The organism is Kitasatospora sp. NPDC088742 (assembly GCF_055584905.1).
In genome coordinates, this window is sequence record NZ_JBVJLD010000001.1 from 84,168 (window position 1) to 101,186 (window position 17,019).

Annotated in this window: 12 protein-coding genes; 7 read left to right on the forward strand and 5 right to left on the reverse strand. The window is 72.3% G+C overall.

Features of this window, described 5'->3' with window-relative positions:
- Window positions 1-24: 24 nt before the first annotated feature.
- Window positions 25-1,332, reverse strand: coding sequence for a UDP-glucose dehydrogenase family protein (locus ACZ6ZR_RS00350; RefSeq protein ID WP_465637791.1), 1,308 nt, complete (start codon window positions 1,330-1,332; stop codon window positions 25-27).
- A gap of 207 nt (window positions 1,333-1,539) precedes the next feature.
- Here ACZ6ZR_RS00350 and ACZ6ZR_RS00355 point away from each other — a divergent pair, with 207 nt between their 5' ends.
- The 3 genes from ACZ6ZR_RS00355 to ACZ6ZR_RS00365 are packed head-to-tail and all read left to right on the forward strand — an operon-like array spanning window position 1,540 to window position 4,441.
- Window positions 1,540-2,982 carry a sporulation protein gene (locus tag ACZ6ZR_RS00355; protein ID WP_465637792.1) on the forward strand — a complete coding sequence of 481 codons (1,443 nt, stop codon included), beginning with the start codon at window positions 1,540-1,542 and terminating at the stop codon, window positions 2,980-2,982.
- A gap of 51 nt (window positions 2,983-3,033) precedes the next feature.
- Window positions 3,034-4,068 carry a terpene synthase family protein gene (locus ACZ6ZR_RS00360; protein WP_465637794.1) on the forward strand — a complete coding sequence of 345 codons (1,035 nt, stop codon included), beginning with the start codon at window positions 3,034-3,036 and terminating at the stop codon, window positions 4,066-4,068.
- Between the two features lie 22 nt (window positions 4,069-4,090).
- Window positions 4,091-4,441 carry a hypothetical protein gene (locus tag ACZ6ZR_RS00365; RefSeq protein WP_465637796.1) on the forward strand — a complete coding sequence of 117 codons (351 nt, stop codon included), beginning with the start codon at window positions 4,091-4,093 and terminating at the stop codon, window positions 4,439-4,441.
- 5 nt (window positions 4,442-4,446) lie between these two features.
- Here the strand turns inward: ACZ6ZR_RS00365 and ACZ6ZR_RS00370 are convergent, their stop codons facing one another.
- Together ACZ6ZR_RS00370 and ACZ6ZR_RS00375 are read right to left on the reverse strand one after the other, a co-directional pair.
- Complete coding sequence (locus ACZ6ZR_RS00370; RefSeq protein ID WP_465637798.1) at window positions 4,447-4,953, reverse strand: SgcJ/EcaC family oxidoreductase; 507 nt, start codon at window positions 4,951-4,953, stop codon at window positions 4,447-4,449.
- Window positions 4,954-5,051: 98 nt separating this feature from the next.
- A complete protein-coding gene (locus tag ACZ6ZR_RS00375) occupies window positions 5,052-5,612 on the reverse strand; it encodes a Uma2 family endonuclease (RefSeq protein ID WP_465637799.1) in 561 nt (186 codons plus the stop codon).
- A 227-nt stretch (window positions 5,613-5,839) separates the two neighbouring features.
- Here ACZ6ZR_RS00375 and ACZ6ZR_RS00380 point away from each other — a divergent pair, with 227 nt between their 5' ends.
- Complete coding sequence (locus ACZ6ZR_RS00380; RefSeq protein ID WP_465637801.1) at window positions 5,840-6,019, forward strand: alpha-lytic protease prodomain-containing protein; 180 nt, start codon at window positions 5,840-5,842, stop codon at window positions 6,017-6,019.
- The gene (locus ACZ6ZR_RS00385) at window positions 5,994-6,572 is read left to right on the forward strand and encodes a S1 family peptidase (protein ID WP_465637803.1); all 579 of its coding nucleotides are present in this window, start codon (window positions 5,994-5,996) and stop codon (window positions 6,570-6,572) included. The genes ACZ6ZR_RS00380 and ACZ6ZR_RS00385 overlap by 26 nt, the downstream gene beginning before the upstream one ends.
- A gap of 62 nt (window positions 6,573-6,634) precedes the next feature.
- Here ACZ6ZR_RS00385 and ACZ6ZR_RS00390 read toward each other — a convergent pair whose 3' ends face one another.
- Together ACZ6ZR_RS00390 and ACZ6ZR_RS00395 are read right to left on the reverse strand one after the other, a co-directional pair.
- Window positions 6,635-6,829, reverse strand: coding sequence for a YegP family protein (locus ACZ6ZR_RS00390; RefSeq protein ID WP_465637805.1), 195 nt, complete (start codon window positions 6,827-6,829; stop codon window positions 6,635-6,637).
- A 113-nt stretch (window positions 6,830-6,942) separates the two neighbouring features.
- A complete protein-coding gene (locus tag ACZ6ZR_RS00395; RefSeq protein WP_465637806.1) occupies window positions 6,943-9,897 on the reverse strand; it encodes an AfsR/SARP family transcriptional regulator in 2,955 nt (984 codons plus the stop codon).
- Between the two features lie 240 nt (window positions 9,898-10,137).
- On the opposite strand from ACZ6ZR_RS00395, the gene ACZ6ZR_RS00400 reads away from it, so the two are divergent.
- Window positions 10,138-12,087 (forward strand): trypsin-like serine protease, encoded by a 1,950-nt coding sequence (locus ACZ6ZR_RS00400; protein ID WP_465637808.1) that lies wholly within the window; start codon window positions 10,138-10,140, stop codon window positions 12,085-12,087.
- A 190-nt stretch (window positions 12,088-12,277) separates the two neighbouring features.
- Complete coding sequence (locus ACZ6ZR_RS00405; protein ID WP_465637810.1) at window positions 12,278-16,789, forward strand: polymorphic toxin-type HINT domain-containing protein; 4,512 nt, start codon at window positions 12,278-12,280, stop codon at window positions 16,787-16,789.
- The last annotated feature ends 230 nt before the right edge of the window (window positions 16,790-17,019 follow it).

Sequence of the window (17,019 nt, forward strand, 5' to 3'; positions counted from 1 at the left end):
GCGCGCCATGTCGAGACGGCTGGTCTACGGGCGGCCGAGGGCGCGGTAGGTCCAGCCGGCGGTGCGCCAGCGGGTGGGGTCGAGGGTGTGGCGGCCGTCGATCACCTGAGGGGTGGTCATGTGCCGGGCCAGGGCGGCCGGGTCGAGGTGGGCGTAGTCGGGCCACTCGGTGAGGTGGAGGAGGAGGTCGGCGCCGGTGAGGGCCTCGGTGGGGTCCTCCAGGTGGGTGAGGTGGGGGAGGGCCTTGCGGGCGTTGTCGAGGGCGCGCGGGTCGGTGACGGTGACGGTGGCGCCCGCGCGGTGGAGCGTGTCGGCGACGGCGAGGGCGGGGGAGTCGCGGACGTCGTCGGTGCCGGGCTTGAAGGCGGCGCCCCAGACGGTGATCCGGCGGCCGGTGAGGGTGCCGCCCAGCTGCTCGCGGGCCAGCTCCACCGTCCGTTCGCGGCGGCGGTCGTTGACGGCCCCCACCTCACGGAGCAGTGCCACGGCCGAGTCCGCGCCCAACTCGCCCGCCCGGAAGGCGAATCCGCGCAGGTCCTTGGGCAGGCAGCCACCCCCGAAGCCCAGCCCCGCCCGCATCCCCCGCCGCCCGATCCGGGCGTCGTACCCGAGCGCCTCGGTCAGCACCTCCACGTCCGCCCCGGCCGCCTCGCAGACCTCGGCCATCGCGTTGACGAAGGAGATCTTGGCGGCCAGGAAGGCGTTCGCGGCCGACTTGGCCAGCTCGGCGGTGGCCAGGTCGGTGACCACCACCGGGGTGCCGGCCCGGATGGCCGCCTCGTACGCCTCGCGGACCAGCCGCTCGGCCCGCCCGCCGCGCTCGGCGAAGCCGAGCACCAGGCGGTCGGGGCTCAGGGTGTCGGCGACGGCGTGGGACTCCCGGAGGAACTCCGGGTTCCAGCACAACTCGGCCTCGTACGGGGCTTCCTGGAGGAGGGTGAGCAGTTCGGCGGCGGTGCCGACCGGGACGGTGGACTTGCCGACGACCACCGCCGGGCCGGTCAGCCGGGCGGCGAGGTCGCGGACGGCGGCGCGCAGTGCGGTCAGGTCGTAGGCGCCGTCCGCGCCGAGCGGGGTGCCGATGCCGAGGAAGTGCAGCTCGGCGAAGGCGGCGGCCTCGTCCGGGTCGGTGGTGAACCGCAGCCGCCCGGAGGCGGTGTGACGGGCCAGCAGCTCGTCCAGGCCGGGCTCGTGGAACGGTGCCCGGCCGGAGCCGAGGGCCGCGACCTTGTCCGGGTCGAGCTCCAGGCCGAGCACCTGGTGGCCGAGTTCGGCCATCGCGGCGGCGTGGGTGGTGCCGAGGTAGCCGCAGCCGATCACGGTGAGCTTCACGAGGGTGGGTCCTTCCGTCGGGGCTTGGACGTTCCTCAGCCAACCCGGCGAGCCCGCGGCGGGGGAGGGCTCACGGGGAGGCTCACGGCTCGCACGGGAACCGCACCGGGTCCGCGCAGGTCCTAGCCTTGGTGATCCGGTATCAGCCGCCGGACGTGGCAACCCCCGTGCCGGGTGCGGCGGGGTGGAGCGAGGGAGCGACCGACCGTGGGGACGAGCGCGCGCAGGGCCAAGCCGCCGAACGAGGCGCTGGCCCGGATGATCGAGGCCTGTGACGGGGCCAGCCGCAAGGCGCTCGCCCACCGGGTCAACCAGCTCGCCGCGGAGGCCGGTCTGACCACCCGTTACACCCACACCTCGGTCGCCAACTGGTGCCGCCGGGGCATGGTGCCCGAGTGGCCCGTCCCCGCGGTGCTGGCCCGGGCGATCGGCGAACGCCTGGGCAGGCCGGTCGAGTTGGCCGAGATCGGGATGGCGGAGGCCGGGGCGGCGCCGGAGGCGTCGGCGGGTCTGGACTTCCCGCGCGACCCCGCCGAGGCCATCCGGGTGGCCACCGCCTTCTGGAGCTCGGTCAACCGCCGGGACTTCCTCACCGGCACCGGCTTCGCGGTCTCCTCCTTCGCCACCCCCGTGACCCGCTGGCTGGTCAACCCCGCCGACGAGGACGCCGCCCACCGGCGCCGCAGCCCGGGCCCGGGCCGGGTCGGCGCCGCCGACCTGGCCGAACTGGGCGAGGCCGCCGACGAGGCGCGGCGCTGGGACTCCAAGTACGGCGGCGGGAGTTGGCGCGCCGGTTCCGTCACCGCCTGCCTGCGGGAGCGCGCCGTCCCGCTGCTGAACGGCTCCTTCGGCGACCAGGTCGGCCGCCGGCTGTTCTCCGTCACCGCCGAACTCTCGCGGCTGGCGGGGTGGACCGCCTTCGACACCGGCCAACACGACGCCGCCCAGCGGCACTTCATCCAGGCCCTGCGGCTCGCTAGGGCGGGCGGCGACGTCCAGTTGGGCTGCTACGTGCTCACCACCATGGCGATGCAGACCCTGCTGCGCGGCTTCGCGGGCGAGGCGGTGGACATGACCCAGGGCGCCTTCGAGCGGGCCAAGGGCCGCTCGGCCCCGCGGGTGCTGGCCTTCACCAAGCTGATCGAGGCCCGCGCCCACGCCCGGGCCGGGGACGCGCTCGCCGCCTCCGCCGCGCTCGCCGCCTCCGAACGCCTGCTGGACCAGTCCCGTCCGGGCGGCGGCGCGGGCGAACCGGCCTGGATCGACTTCTACGGCCCCGCCCGCCTCTCCGCCGACGCCACCGAGGTGTTCCGCGACCTCCGCAACCCCGCCGCCGCCCTGGCCTGGCACGACCGCGCCGCCGCCATGCCGACCGGCGCCTTCACCCGCTCCGTCGGCCTGCGCCTGACGGTGGTCGCCACCGCCCACCTCCAGACCCGCGACCTCGACCACGGCCTGGCCCTGGGCCACCAGGCGCTGGACGTGCTGGCCGGCGTCCGCTCCAGCCGGGCGGTCGACTACGTCCGGGACTTCACGGCGGCGCTCGGGCCGTGGCGGCGGGAGCCGGGGGTAGGGCGTTTCCTCGAGCGGGCCCGTGCTTCCTTCGGCGGAGCGATCACCAATGATGTGTTCAGGCCAATTTTTGACTGATCTTCGACCGATAATGACCATGAAGGCCCCCGGTGCGGGAGGCTGCCGATCATGGAAATCCTCGCGCGGCCGACGTTCCACATGCCGTTCCGCCCCCGCCTCAACCCGAGTGTCGACCGGGCCCGTTCGGGTGCCGTGGAGTGGGCGCGGCGGATGGGCATGTTCGACGAGGAGTACCTGGCGTGGCCCCGGCGGTGGAGCGAGGAGACCTTCCGGCGGGCGGACTTCCCGCTGTTCATCGCCCTGACCCACCCGGATGCCGACCCGCGCGAACTGGACCTTGTGACCTCCTGGCACGTCGCGCTCTGGTTCGTCGACGACCTCTTCCTCCCGCTCTCCCGGCGCGACCACGACCGGGTGCCGGCCGAGGCCCGGACGGAGCGGCTGATGCGGTTCCTGCCGGTGGACGGCGTCGCGAGACCGCTCGTCCCGGCCAATCCGGTGGAGCGGGCCTTCGCCGAGCTGTGGCCCGGCACGGCCGCGACCATGAGCCCGTTCTGGCGCGGGCGCTTCGTCGACAGCGTGCGGCGCTTCCTGGACGGGGTGCTCTGGGAGCTCGAACACGTCGACCACGCCGTCGCCGACCTGGTCGAGTACCTTGGCGCCCGCCGCGACTTCGGCGGTCTGCAGTTCACCGCCCTGCTGATGGAGCATGCGGGCGGCGAGCTCGGCCCGGAACTGCTGAGGGACCGTGAACTGCGCTCCGCCCTGGACGCGTTCGTGGACGCCGTCAGCCTGCACAACGACCTCGTCTCCTACGACCGGGAGATCGACGAGGGCACCGTCGGCAACAACGGCGTCGAGGTGACCCGCAAGGCGCTCGGCATGCACCTGCGCGGCGCCGAAGAGGTCGTCGACGCCCTGCTGACCGCGCGGGTGAACACCCTCGCCCGGGCGACGATGACCGTACCCCCCGGCGCCGTGGCCTTCGTGGAGTCCCTCCAGGAGGCCCTGGCCGGTTCGTACCGCTGGCACGAGCTGACCGGCCGCTTCCACCGGGCGGACGGCGCGACCGGGGCGGCAGGGGTGTCCGGGGTGGCCGGGGCGTCCGGGGTGGGGGCGCCGGGGGTCCGGCTGTCGCTCTGACGGCGGAGTTAGGGTGGTGGCCATGCCGCTCGTCGACGTGACCCACGCGCCCACCGTCCCGGAGCCCCTGCTGCGCGAACTGGCCTCGGTACTACCCCACTTGGTCTCACTGGCCGTGGAGTGCCCCGAGGAACCGTACGACGGTGACCTCCAGCCCGGGGACGTCGAGATCCGCTTCCGTGCGCTCGGTCCGCTCGACAGCGGCGGCCTTCCCGTGGTGATCGAGATCAAGTCGAAGTGGTTCCCGAGCCGGGAGGCCGACCGCCAGGAACGGGTGGACACGCTCCACGCGGCCATCCGCACCGCCACCGGCCTCGCCGACTTCGGGATCTACCTCTCACTGCCCCGCGCCGCCTGGTCCCAGGGGGACTGAAACCGTCACGGGCGGGCGGCCAGGGTCTCCGGGTCCTGGACGGTGGTGTTCTGGGCGGCGGCGATGCGCCAGGTGCCGTCGTCCTTGGCGAGCACGTAGGTCGGGTTGCCAGGGCGGGCCTCCGGGTGCTCCTGGGCGAGGGCGGCCGGGTCCGGGTGGCCGCGGAAGATCTCGTCGAGGTGGCGGCCGTCGGCGCGGCTGAGCGGGCGCTGACGGACCTTCACGGCGGCCAGGTCCGGGCGGACGAAGAGGATGTGGGCGACGTCGTAGCTCGCGGTGACGGGTGCGGTCGCGGTGGGCGGCAGCACGGCGCGGGTGAAGGCGGCGATCTCCTCCAACCCGACCAGGAGCTTGCCGTGCGCGGTGGTCCAGATCGCGTCGGGCCGGAAGTGCGCGAGGAAGTCCTCGGGCGCCGCGGCCTGCTGGGCCTTCTCGACGGCGGCGACCAGGCCGACGATCGCGTCCACGTCCTGCTGCGGTGCGGCGACCCCGGTGATCTGCGGCTGCTCCATGACGGCACCCCTCCTCGACTGCCCCGGTGTCTCCGGGGGAGTGGTCACCATCCTTCAACTTGAAGTGCACTTGAGGTCAAGCGATCACTGACGGTCCGTCAGCCGAGGGCGACTTCGAGTGGGAAGGGGACGTCGGTGCGGATCGTGCCGGTGAGGACCTCGCCGTCGCGGTAGGAGCGGGCGGCGGGGTCCAGGACGTAGGTGTAGACGATGGGGAGGCCGGTGGCCGCCTGTTCGATGCGCCAGAAGAAGGGGATGCCCGCACGGGCGTACTGGTCGAGCTTGACCACGCGGTCGGTGGTCTCGGAGCCGGGGGAGACCACTTCGACCAGGAGGAGGACGTGCTCGGGCCGGGTCGGTGAGATGTCGATGCTGTCGGCCCGGTAGACGACCACATCGGGGCGGCGGTTGGTGAGCGGGACGTCCTGGAGGCGGACGTCGAAGTCGGTGTCAGCGTTCCAGTCGGGGTCGCCCGCCGCGTCGAGCGCGTTGGCGAGGAGACGGGCCAGGCGGTTGTGGCGCTTGGAGGCGCCGGGGCTCACGACGACCATCGCGTCCACGATCTCGATGCCCGAGCACTGCTCCTCGGGCCAGGAGTCGTACTGCTCCGCCGTGATCTGCGCGTGCATCCACGCGGGGGTGACCATCTCTGCGCTCACGGCCACCCCCGGGGCGATCGTGCAATCGTCGGCACTGTTCCTGCGGTGCCCAGCCTAGTGCCGTGCCCGGCAAGGTTTGCCATGGCCGGGTTCGTCCATGAGGCCTCGCCGAGGACGTCGACGAGCGGGGACTGCAGGGGGCGCGCGGACGTGACCGGGCTGCACTCGGACGGAGCAGAGTGGGTGGGGTGGGGGTTGGGTGCCGACTTGCCTGAGGTGGTGGTGAGTTGGCAGCAGATCTGACGACGGCCTGGGCGGTCGATCCGGTGGGTAATCAGGTGGTGCTGACCGTGGACGAGAGCGTGGGAGGGGAGCGGCTGGCCCAGGTCACCGGTGCGGCGGAGCGGCTCGGCGGGGCGGGTGGAGCGGGTGGCCGGGACGATGAGCGTCAAGCCGGCCGGGGGTGACGCCGTCTACGGCGGCAACTACCGCTGCTCGCTGGGCTTCAACGTCCGGAAGGGCAACACGTACTACTTCCTGACAGCCGGTCACTGCGGCAACGACGCCGCGTCCTGGCACACCACCTCCGGGCACACCACCAAGCTCGGCGACACCGCCAACTCCCGTTTCCCGGGCGACGACTTCGCCATCGTCAAGTACACCAACGGCTCGGTGCCGCCCTCCGCCGTGGACCTCTACAACGGCACCACCCGGGCGATCACCTCCGCCTCCACCCCGCTGGTCGGCACCGCGGTCACCCGCAGCGGCAGCACCACCAAGGTCCACAGCGGCAAGGTCACCGCCCTCAACGCCACCGTCAACTACGCCGAGGGCAGCGTCCGCGGCCTGATCAAGACCACCGTCTGCGCCGAGCCCGGCGACAGCGGCGGTGCCCTCTTCTCCGGCAACACCGCCCACGGCCTCACCTCCGGCGGCTCCGGCAACTGCAGCGGCGGCGGCACCACCTTCTTCCAGCCCGTCACCGAGGCGCTGATCGCCTACGGCGTGAGCGTCGACTGACCCACGCACACACGCCGGAGGCCGGCCCACCTCGTCGTGGGCCGGCCTCCGGGTCCGGCGGGCTACGCCGGCGCCGCCGCGGTGGCCTCCGAGACCGTCGCGTACGGTGCGGCCTTGCGGATCGTCTCGATGCTCTTCATGCACTGCTCCTGCGTCTCGTACGGATCGCTGGTGATGATCACGGCGCCCGTGCTGGCCTTGAGACGGAACCGGTGCACACCGGACTCGTCGGTGTAGAGCTCGAACTTCGCTGCCATGGAACTGCTCACCTCTCGTAGGTCCGCCCCCACCCCGGCACCGTAGGACGGCCCCCGGGCGCGTCGCACCCGTAGCGCTCCGATCGGGTGGCGGGCCGTCAGGGCACGGGCCCTCACAGGGAGTGGGCGTTGACGGGAGTCTGTGGCTGGGGACGGGCCGCCAGTCGTTCTCTGACCTCGGCCAGGGCGGGCGAGTCCGTGCCGGTCAGGGCGAGGTCGGCCCGCTGCCAGTGCTCGACGGCGGCGTGGTTCCGGCCGAGCGAGTGCATGACCGATCCGAGCAGCTGGTGGCCGAGTCCTTCGGCGTGGGTGTCGCCCCGCCGGGCGGCGCGGTCGATCAGGACCTCACACTCCCGGATGGCTTGGTCGTGACGTGCGAGGGCGATGAGGGCGCGGATCGTGCCCAGCCGCGCCTGCGACTCGGGGCCCCAGTCCGGACTGGCGGAGGTCAGGACCAGAGCGGTCGCGAAGGAGGCCAGTGCGGACTCCGGCTGACCGAGTGTCAGGTACGCGAAGCCGACGTTCGTGTGGCCCGACTGCTGGAGGTCCATGGCGCCGATCTCCTCACCGATCGCGATGGCCCGCTGATGGCAGTCGATGGCCCGAAGGGCATCCCCGGTCCGCTCGTGGACGTTGCCCAGAGTGATGAGGACACTGCCCTCGCGGCGTCGGGGGCCGTGCTGCCGCGCGATCGCGAGCTGCCGCTCGAGGACCGTGGCCGCCTCGGTGCGGCGGCCCAGATTCTCAAGCAGGAGCCCCTTGTTGCCGAGTACGGCGTTCAGCTTGTCGTGGTCTCCAGCCGCCTGATAGTGGGAGATGGCTCTCTCGACCATGACCAGAGCGGTTTCGTGCTCGCCGATCAGGTTGTGCGTGTAGGCGAGGTAGTCCAGCGCCATGGCTTCCGCCGGACCGTCACCGGCTTCTCGGGCGGCTGCAACGGCTACGCCGTTGAGGGTGCGCAGGCCCTCCACGTGGCCGCGTCGTTGCAGGTAGGGGAAGAGCGCCTGGATCAGTGTGTGGATGAATGGTCGGGCCAGGGGGGCTCGGCCGTAGGTGCGGGCGAGCGTGGTGATGTTGGCCAGTTCGCTGTCGCACCAGGCGAAGGCCTGCTGGGCGTCGGTGAACGGCTCCGCCGGGCCGAGCGGAGGCGGGGTCCGAGCGTCGCGCTCGTCCCCCGAGGAGACGATCACGAGTGTTGCCTCCCGCGCCGTGGCGGCGTACCAGCGCAGCGCCCGTTCGACGGCGGCGTCCCGGTCGGCCGGGGCGGGGTGTTGCAGGGACAGCTCGCGGGCGTACTCGCGGACCAGGTCGTGCGGCGCGAAGCGGCCGAGCCCGACCTCCTCCAGCAGGGCGACCTCGACCAGGCGGTCGAGCGCGCTCTCGGCGTGCTCGAGTCCGGTGTCCATGAGACGGGCCGTCAGGGGAGCTCCGTACTCGGCCAGGTCCACGGTGCCGATGGCGCGCAGCGCGAGGGCGGCGGCGCGGTCGGTCGTCCGGGGAGAGTCGAGCAGGGTGTCGTGCGCCACCGCGATGGAGCCGCGCACGCTCAGGTCGTCGAGCTCGAGGTGGTCCAGGCGCCGGCCCGAGACCGCGAGCAGGTCGGCCAACGATGCCATCGACAGGGCCTTGCGGTCGGCCAGGCGCCCGGCCGCGATGCGCAGGGCGAGAGGTAGTTGCCCACAGAGGTCGGCGAGCCGTCGCGCCGCTGCGGTGTCGGCCGTGGCGGCCGGCCGGCCCGAGGCCAGGCCCACCAGCTCCACGCTCTCCGGGAGGGAGAGCGGCGTCAGCGGGATGTGCTCGGCGCGGTCCACGGAGGCCAGGGACGCCCGGCTGGTGACGATCGCCGCGCAGCCGGGGGCGGCCGGGAGAAGCGGCCGGATCTGGGCGGCCGACGCCACGTCGTCGAGCACCATCAACGTGCGGGTGCCGGAGAGGGCCGAGCGCAGCATCGCCGAGGCCGCGTCACCGTTGTCGGGGATGCGGCGGGACTCCACACCCAGGCCGTGCAGCAGCTGTTCCAGCGCCTGGAGCGGCTCCAACGGGGCCATGCCCGGCGTCGCGCCGTGCAGGTTCAGGAACAGCTGTCCGTCGGGGTACTCGGTCCGCACCTCCTGGGCGATCCGCAGCGCGAAACCGGTCTTGCCGACCCCGGCCATTCCGCTCACCACGACGATCGCCGGACCTCGGCCGTCCGGGGTCAGGGCCGAACGGGCCGCTGTGAGTTGTCCGCTCCGTCCGACGAAGTGCTTGGGCGGGAAAGGGAGTTGGGCCGGTATCAGTGAATTGCCGGCGATGTCGGCGGTCGGACCGGTCGGACCGGCCGCCGGCCTGGTCGTCAGGCTCAGGATCTCCTGGTAGGCGTCCTGGACGGCCCGGCCCGGCTCCACCCCGAGCTCCTCGGCGAGGACCCGGCGCAGCCGGTGGAACACGCCGAGCGCCTCGGCCTGCCGGTCGCACCGGTGCAGCGCGAGCATCAACTGACGCTGGAACACCTCCCGGAGGGGGTGCTCGTCGGCGGTCACGGTCAGATCGGCGACCAGGTCGTGGTGGCGGCCGAGCCGGAGCCCGGCCTCGAAGGACCACTCCAGCGCCTGAACGCGCCGCTCCAGCAGGTGCAGCAGCCGCGGGTGCCCCGCGAAGACCGGCAGATCGGAGAGCGGATCACCCCGCCACAGCTCCAAGGCCCGTCCCGCGTGCAGGCCGACCGAGCTCCAGTCGCCGCGCCCGTACGCCGCGTTCGCCTCGTCCAGCAGCGCCACGAACACCTCGCAGTCGAGCTCGCCCTCCTCCACCCGCAGCACGAACCCCTGGGACTCCGCCCGCAGTCGGGCCGGCCCGTCCTCGGCGAGCACGCGGCGCAGCTGCGCCGCGTGGTTGTGGAGCGCCGCCGTCGCGGTGGCCGGTGCCCGGCTCGCCCACAGCGCCTCGCCGAGGCCGTCGTAGGAGACCCGGCGGTTGGGTTCGAGCAGCAGGGCGGCGAGGAACGCTCCGGTCAGGCGTCCGCGGATCGGCCGGACGACGCCCGATCCGTCGTGGACGGTGAGTGGCCCGAGCAGACTGAATCGCATTAATGAGCCTCTGGTGACCTCGGTCCGAGCCGGCGCCGACAAGGTGCCGTGAATTTCGTTGGTGACATCTTATGGCGACCTTGGTGGCCCCGGGCAGGCTCTCCCCCGCTGGCTCGCCGCTGCCACGACCCTGTGATGAAGGGGCGTCAATTCGCAGCGCACTCAACCGAATGCCGCGGATGCGCCAGGTTTCTGCCGTTGGTGCAATCGCTTCCCGTTATCTCACTTTCTGGAGTATTTGTGCGTGCAGCTGGAAGGCTGGTACTGCCGCTCGCGGTGCTGCTGGCGATACCCGGTGTGGTCAGCTCGGTCCCGGCCTCCGCTGCGGAGAGCACACCTCCGTTGGCGGTGGAGACCTTCGCCTTCCCCGGGGCGGCCCAGGTTCTGGCGGAGTCGCACGTCACCTTGAAGTCGGGTGACGGGAACATCCAGGTGGCTGACTGCACGTCAACCGCCAATCTGCTGGAGGTGTTCAGCTCGACGCTGACCGGCGGATCGGCCAAGGTCTGCTTCCGGGTCACGGGGCCCAGCGGATACCTGGCGCTGGAGCTGCCGAAGGTCTACGCGGTCAAGGGTGACGACCACACGGTCAAGGCCACGGTCAGCGCGGGTGGTTCGACGAGCAGCGTCGACATCGACAAGAACCTCTACACGCCCGTCGGCGAGGCCAACGCGGGCGGAGAGAGCAGCACCCTGCTGGAGCTGATCGCCAGCGGTGGGCCGGCGGTGCAGGCCACCGCCACCGACTTCCCGGCGGTTGGCACCGTCATCGTGGGTCAGGCGGGCCGGGCCGGATCGCGGGCCTGCACCGCCACCCTGGTCGACCGCAACTGGGCGCTGACGTCGGCCGGTTGCTTCACCGACACTCCCGCCACCCTCGGTGCGGGCGCACCGGCGACCAAGAGCGCCGCGGTCTTCGGCGGCAAGAGCGTGGACATCGCCGAGCTGCGCCCGCGCGCCGACCGCGACGTGGTGCTGGCCCGCCTGGCCGCACCGGTCGACGGCGTCACCCCGGTTGCGCTCGCCACCGCCGCTCCGGTGGCGGGGGAGAGCGTGCGCGTCGCCGGCCTGGGTCGCACGGCCACCCAGTGGCGGCCCGCCAACCCCCACGCCGCCACCCACACGACGGGCACCGTCACCGCCACCGGCGTGGACAGCACTCCCGCGGCGGGCAGCGCCGCGATCTGTGCGGGTGACACCGGTGCTCCGCTGCTGCGCGACCGGAGCGGCACCGTGGAGATCGCGGCCGTCGCGTCCCGTTCGTGGCAGGGCGGCTGCCTTGACACTCCCGGCTCCGAGACCCGTACGAACGGTGTCAGCTCCCGGGTCGACGACCTGGGTTCCTGGGTGCAGCAGGTGAAGGCTTCCCGTCCGGGGAGCCAGCTGTTCGCGGTCGGTGGTGACGGCACCATCTCGGTCAACGACGGTACCTACGGAGGTACCTGGGGCACCTTCGCGCTCGTGCCGGGCGCCGGTTCCATCCGGCAGGTCAGCTCGGTGACCGTCGGCACCACGACCCGCCTGTTCGCCCTCGGCGGCGACTACAAGGTCTACACCGCCACCCGCCCCGCCGGCGGCACGTGGAGCGCGTTCGCCCTGCTCGAATCCAGCGGTATCCAGAGCATCGCCGCCACCACCGTCGGCAACCTGGTGCGCCTGTTCGCGGTCGGTAGTGACGGCAAGATCTGGACCACCGACAGCACCAACAACGGCCCCTTCACCCCCTTCGACATCGTCGCTGGCGCGAACGGGGTCAAGCAGGTCTCCGCCACCACGGTCGGCGGCACCATCCGCCTGTTCGCCATCGGTGGCGACAGCCAGATCTGGACCGCGGACAAGAAGGCCGACGGCTCCTGGACCACCTTCGGCGCGATCCCGAGCAGTGGGATCCAGAGCATCGCGGCGACGACTGTCGGCAACCTGGTGCGGCTGTTCGCCGTCGGCAGTGACGGCAGGATCTGGACCACCGACAGCACCAACGGCGGTCCCTGGACCCCCTTCGACGTCGTCCCCGGCGCCACCGGCGGGATGAAGCAGGTCTCCGCCACCACCATCGGCGACACCATCCGCCTGTTCGCCATCGGCGGCGACACCAAGGTCAGGACGGCCGACAAGAAGGCCGACGGCTCCTGGACCGCCTTCGTGACCCTGGACAGCATCGACGTCCGGCACACCGCCGCGACCAGCTGAACCAGAGGCTCCATCACGGGCCGGGGGTGTCATCCAAGGACGGACGTCACCCCCGGCCCACCTCTGTGTGACACCGACCTACACGTCACGGGCGCGCGCCGAGCGTCCCGGCCACGTGCTGAGCGTGCGTGCGGTCCGGACGGACGGCACGCGAGGCGCCGGCACCCGAACAGGATGGACGACGAGTTCGATGAAACTCACCTCGACACCACGGGCGGGGCGGCGCAGAGCCGTCACCGGGCTCGTGGCCGGCAGCCTGCTGATGGGGCTGTTGGCGATACCGGCGGCGGCAGCCGAGACACCGAAGGCCGTAGGGCCGGTCGCGGACCGGGTGAAGGCGGTGGCGGCGTGGAAGAGCGGCGGGCCGGCCGTGCGGCGTGCCGCCGGAACGGCGCTGGCCGGATCGGACGCGGACGTGACCGCGTTCGTGACCTCCGGTCAGGCCGCCGCAGCGGAACAGGACTTGCGCTCCCGCACCGAGGAACTGATCGCGATCTCCGGCCCCGCGGTGCGCGCGGCCGCGACAGCCGCCCTCGCGGGTTCCGCAGCCGATCTCCAGGTCTTCCTCACCAAGGGATTGAAGAACCCGTTCGAGCATGACCAGCGCTTGCAGCTGATGCAGGTCCTGGCCGTCGGCGGTCCCCAGGTGCGGGACGCGGCCAACAAGGCCATGGCCGGAACCCTGGACGACGTCAACCAGTTCCTGAAGATCGGTCAGTTCACGGCGCGCGAGCACGACGACCGGATCCGCCTCATGCAGCTGCTCGCCGCCGGCGGCCCGCAGGTGCAGCAGGCCGCCAACGCCGCGATGAGCGGCACCGTCGAGGACGTCCGGGACTTCCTGCGCTACGGCTACCAGACCGCGGCGGCGCACGACCAGGAAACCCTGACGACTGCTCAGCTGGCGGACCTGACCAGGAACGCTTCGAGCGAGGCCGGCGAGCAAGCCAGGATCGCCAAGGACGCCGCTGCCAAGGCGCTCGACGCCACCACGCTGGCGCGGCTGGCCTCCGAGCGGGCGGCGGCGGAGACCCGGGCAGCCCAAGGGGACGCGACGAAGGCGACCAACGCCGCAGGGCGCGCGGCCGACGCCGCGGGCCGGGCTGCGAAGGCCGCGCAGACGGCTTCGTCGGCAGCCAAGGCCGCCAACGAAGCCGCCAGGGAAGCCGCCGACGCGGCGGCGAACGCGGCATCGGCCTCCGCCAAGGCCGGCGACGCCGCTACCCGCGCACTCGATGCGGCGGGCAAGGCCGCGGGCGACGAGAGCAAGGCCGCCGCCGCCCGTGACGCGGCCGTCCTCGCCCGCAAGGCGGCAGCCGATGCCCGCAGCGCCGGAGAGGCCGGGGCCTGGGCCGACCAGGCAGCCTCGCGGGCGAAGGATGCGGCGGGCGCGGCCGATGCCGCAGGCGTCAACGCCAAGGCCGCCGGGGACGCGGCCGCCGATGCCGCGGCCCAGTCCGGGGTGACCGGTGACGAAGCGGACCGGGCCAGGCAGGCCGCGGACCGGGCCCGGTCCGCGGCCGCCGAAGCCAGCCGCGCGGCGAAGGCCACCGTCAAGATCGCTGACGAGGCGTCCGCAGCCGCCCGCGAGGCACAGCAGGCGGCCAAGTCCTCGGCCACACACGCCGAAGCCGCAGCAGCAGCAGCGGACAACGCCGCCCAGCACGCCGGTGAGGCGGCGACCGCGGCCGGCATCGCCCAAGCCGCGGCGACGGCCGCCGACACTGCCGCCATCACCGCGGCGGAGTCGGCAGCCAAGGCTCACAAGATCGCCGACATTGCCCGGGCCTCCGACCAGGAACGCCTGGACGCGCAGCGGGCCGCGCAGATGATGGCCGCTCAGCAGGCATACCGGGACGAGGAGTTGAAGGCCCGCAGGGCCGCGTGGGAGGCCGGCAAGAACATCGAGTTCGCCGCCGACACCGAGCGGCTGATCTCGGAGGCGACCGCCGCCGGGGTCGACGCGAAGGTCGCGGTTGCCAAGGGGCGCCAGGCCGCGGTCCGGCTGCTGGACGCGGGCGGCCCGTGGGCGCAGGCAGCGGCCCAGAGCGCACTCGAGCGATCCGACGGCTCGGTCCTGGCGTTCCTGAGCTCGGATCTCGCACAGGCCCGGGAACAGGACGACCGCAGCAGTGCCATATCCGTCGCGCAGGGCTCGACCAAGCTCGAGCACAAGCTCGCGGCCGAGGCCGCCGCGGTGGGCACCGCCGTGCAGGTTCACGACTTCCTCGCCACCGGTGCCTACCCCGGCCAGGAGAGCGACGACCGCCTGCGGCTGATGCAGATCCTCTCGGCCGGCGGACCCGCGGTCCAGACCGCTGCCAACACTGCCATGGCCGGCACCCACGCCGACGTCCGCCAGTTCCTGGCCAAGGGCCAGTACGCCGCGCGCGAGCACGACAACCGGCTGCTGATCACCCAGGCCATCGCCTCCGGCGGTCCCGAGGTCGAAGCCGCGGCCCAGGCAGCCATGGCCGGCCCGGCCGCCGGCCTCGAGCCGTTCCTGCAGATCGGCCTGCCCCAGGCCCGCCAGCGCGACGCCTTCACCTCCGCGCACGTCGCCACCGTCAACTCCTACCTCGCCACCATCGACGGCTCCGCCGCCACCGCCCGCAAGTACGCCTCGCAGGCCGCCCAGTCCTACGCCACCGCCCGCGGCCTCGCAGGTGAAGCGGCAGGCTTCGCCAACCAGGCCCAGGCATCCGCCGACCAAGCCGCCGCAGCGGCCGCCCAGGCCGCCGAAGCCGCCCGCCAAGCCCAGGCGTCCGCCGACCAGGCCGCCGCCCACGCCAGGACGGCCCGCACCGCCGCCGCCAACGCGCAGGACGCCGCACGCCGAGCGGGCATCTCCGAGGCCGCAGCGGCCGGCTACGCCGCAGAGGCCAGGAAGTACGCGGCCAACGCCAAGACCGCCTCCGACGCGGCCCACGCTTCCCAGGTCGCCGCCGAGAAGAGCGCCGCCGAAGCCGCCCAGGCCGCCCGGGACGCACGGGCGGAGGTCCAGAAGAAGCAGCAGGCCGACCCGGCCGAAGGCAAGCTCCAGAGCGAAACCGTCGTCGTCGATGACAGCGGCCGCGTCACCTACGTCGTAGGCGTCCCCCGCTCCGACGTCGTGTACAAGATCATCAGCGAAGACCACAGCAAGTGCTTGGAATTCAACCAAGCCATCGCCGTCATGTTCCAGGACAGCTGGTACGAGGACAGCGACGGCAAGCTGGTCTGCAACCTGCCGGTCAAGGTCCAGGTCACGGGAACGGTCGACTACTACCTCAAGACCTGCCCCGACCCCGGCATCACCATCGCCGCCTGCCAGGGCCGGCAGTGGTCCACCGACCTCATCCGCACCGAACCGATCAACACGCAGTTCGACACCACCGTCAAGAAGGAATTCCAGAGTTCCAGCGAGCTCGTCGTCAAGCTCATCACCGACGACTTCGTCCGATGCTGGAACGATTTCGGCTTCAACGAACCATGCGCCTTGGCCGCGTCCAACTTCATCCCCTACGGCACCCTCGCCAAGGGCGCGAAGGCCCTCGTCGCCTTCCGCTTCGCCCTCGAAACCGGCGTCGAATTCTCGCACGCCAAACTCGCCCTCAACGCCGCACTCGAGGGCTACAGCGACGCGGTCAAACTCAAGTACCTCGCCGCCGCCGACGCGATCACCACGCTGCGGCTGTCCCTCAAGGACGGGGTCGGCACCGAGGCTGCGCTCAAGACGGTCCGGGAGAGCGACGGCATCGACCAGGCGCTGTTGCGGCAGTTGGAGGACGAGGTCAGCGCGGCCTCGGATTTCCGGGTCTCCTGCGAGACCAACAGTTTCCCGGCCGGCACCCAGGTACTGCTGGCGGACGGTTCGTACCGGGCCGTCGAGCAGGTCCGCACCGGGGACCGGGTGCTGGCGGCCGACCCCGAGCGCGGCGGGCCGCAGGCGCAGGACGTCACGGCCACCTTCGCTCACCCCACCCGGAGTCTGGTCGACATCGCCCTGGCGGACGGCAGCAAGCTCTCCACCACGGTGGGCCACCGCCTCTACCGTGAGGACGGCGGCTGGGCGCTGGCCGCGGACGTGCGCGCGGGAGACCGCCTGCGGTCCGTCGACGGCACCCCGCAGATGGTCACCGGCACCACCCGCCGGGACGACCTGGCGGCCGAGACGGTCTTCGACCTGACGGTGGACGGTCCGCACACCTTCTTCGTGCGCACCGACGGTGGCCAGGGGCGCGACCTGCTCGTCCACAACTGCCTCTTCCTGCTCAAGGACGAGGCCCTGTCGGACGTGCACACGATCGAGGACCACGTCGCCCGGGGAAACTACGGTCCGAACAACAGCCCGATGGGCATCACTGCCCGGGATGCGCAGGCCAAGGCCGAGGCAGACGGAACCAACGGCGTCTTCACCGACCTCGCCACCGCGGAGGAGTCACTGAAGCAGGCGTGGCTGACGAAGGGCGTGGCTGAGCGCGCGAAGGCGATAGCCCAAGGCAAGTCCGAGTTTCGGTTCACCGCGGAGATCACCATCCTCGACGCCAACAGCAACAAGGTGACCTCGCTCGGGGACTCCTACGTCCGCGGCGGCAACTACCAGAACCCGGGCCGGGCCAGCACCAAGGTGGAGGTCCGGGTGAAGATCGTCGACAAGACCGTGCACCCCAAGGGCTGGTACGCGACCTCGATCTTCCCGCTGCCGGCCGGTGGCGCCTGACGGTCTGACAGCGGTTCCCCCTGACGGGCGGCGTACGGCCGGAGCAGATCTGCTCCGGCCGTACGCCGTTGTGGTCTGCGCGGAACTGTCGTGGGGGTTCGTCACTCCTGTTACCTGAGATCCCGGTGCTCCTTCCTGTGAGCGGGGCCGACCGCTTCGGAGCACGAGAGGGACCGCTTTCTGCCATGTGCTGATCACGGATCGGCGAAGGACGCTGCCAGGGCTTCCGC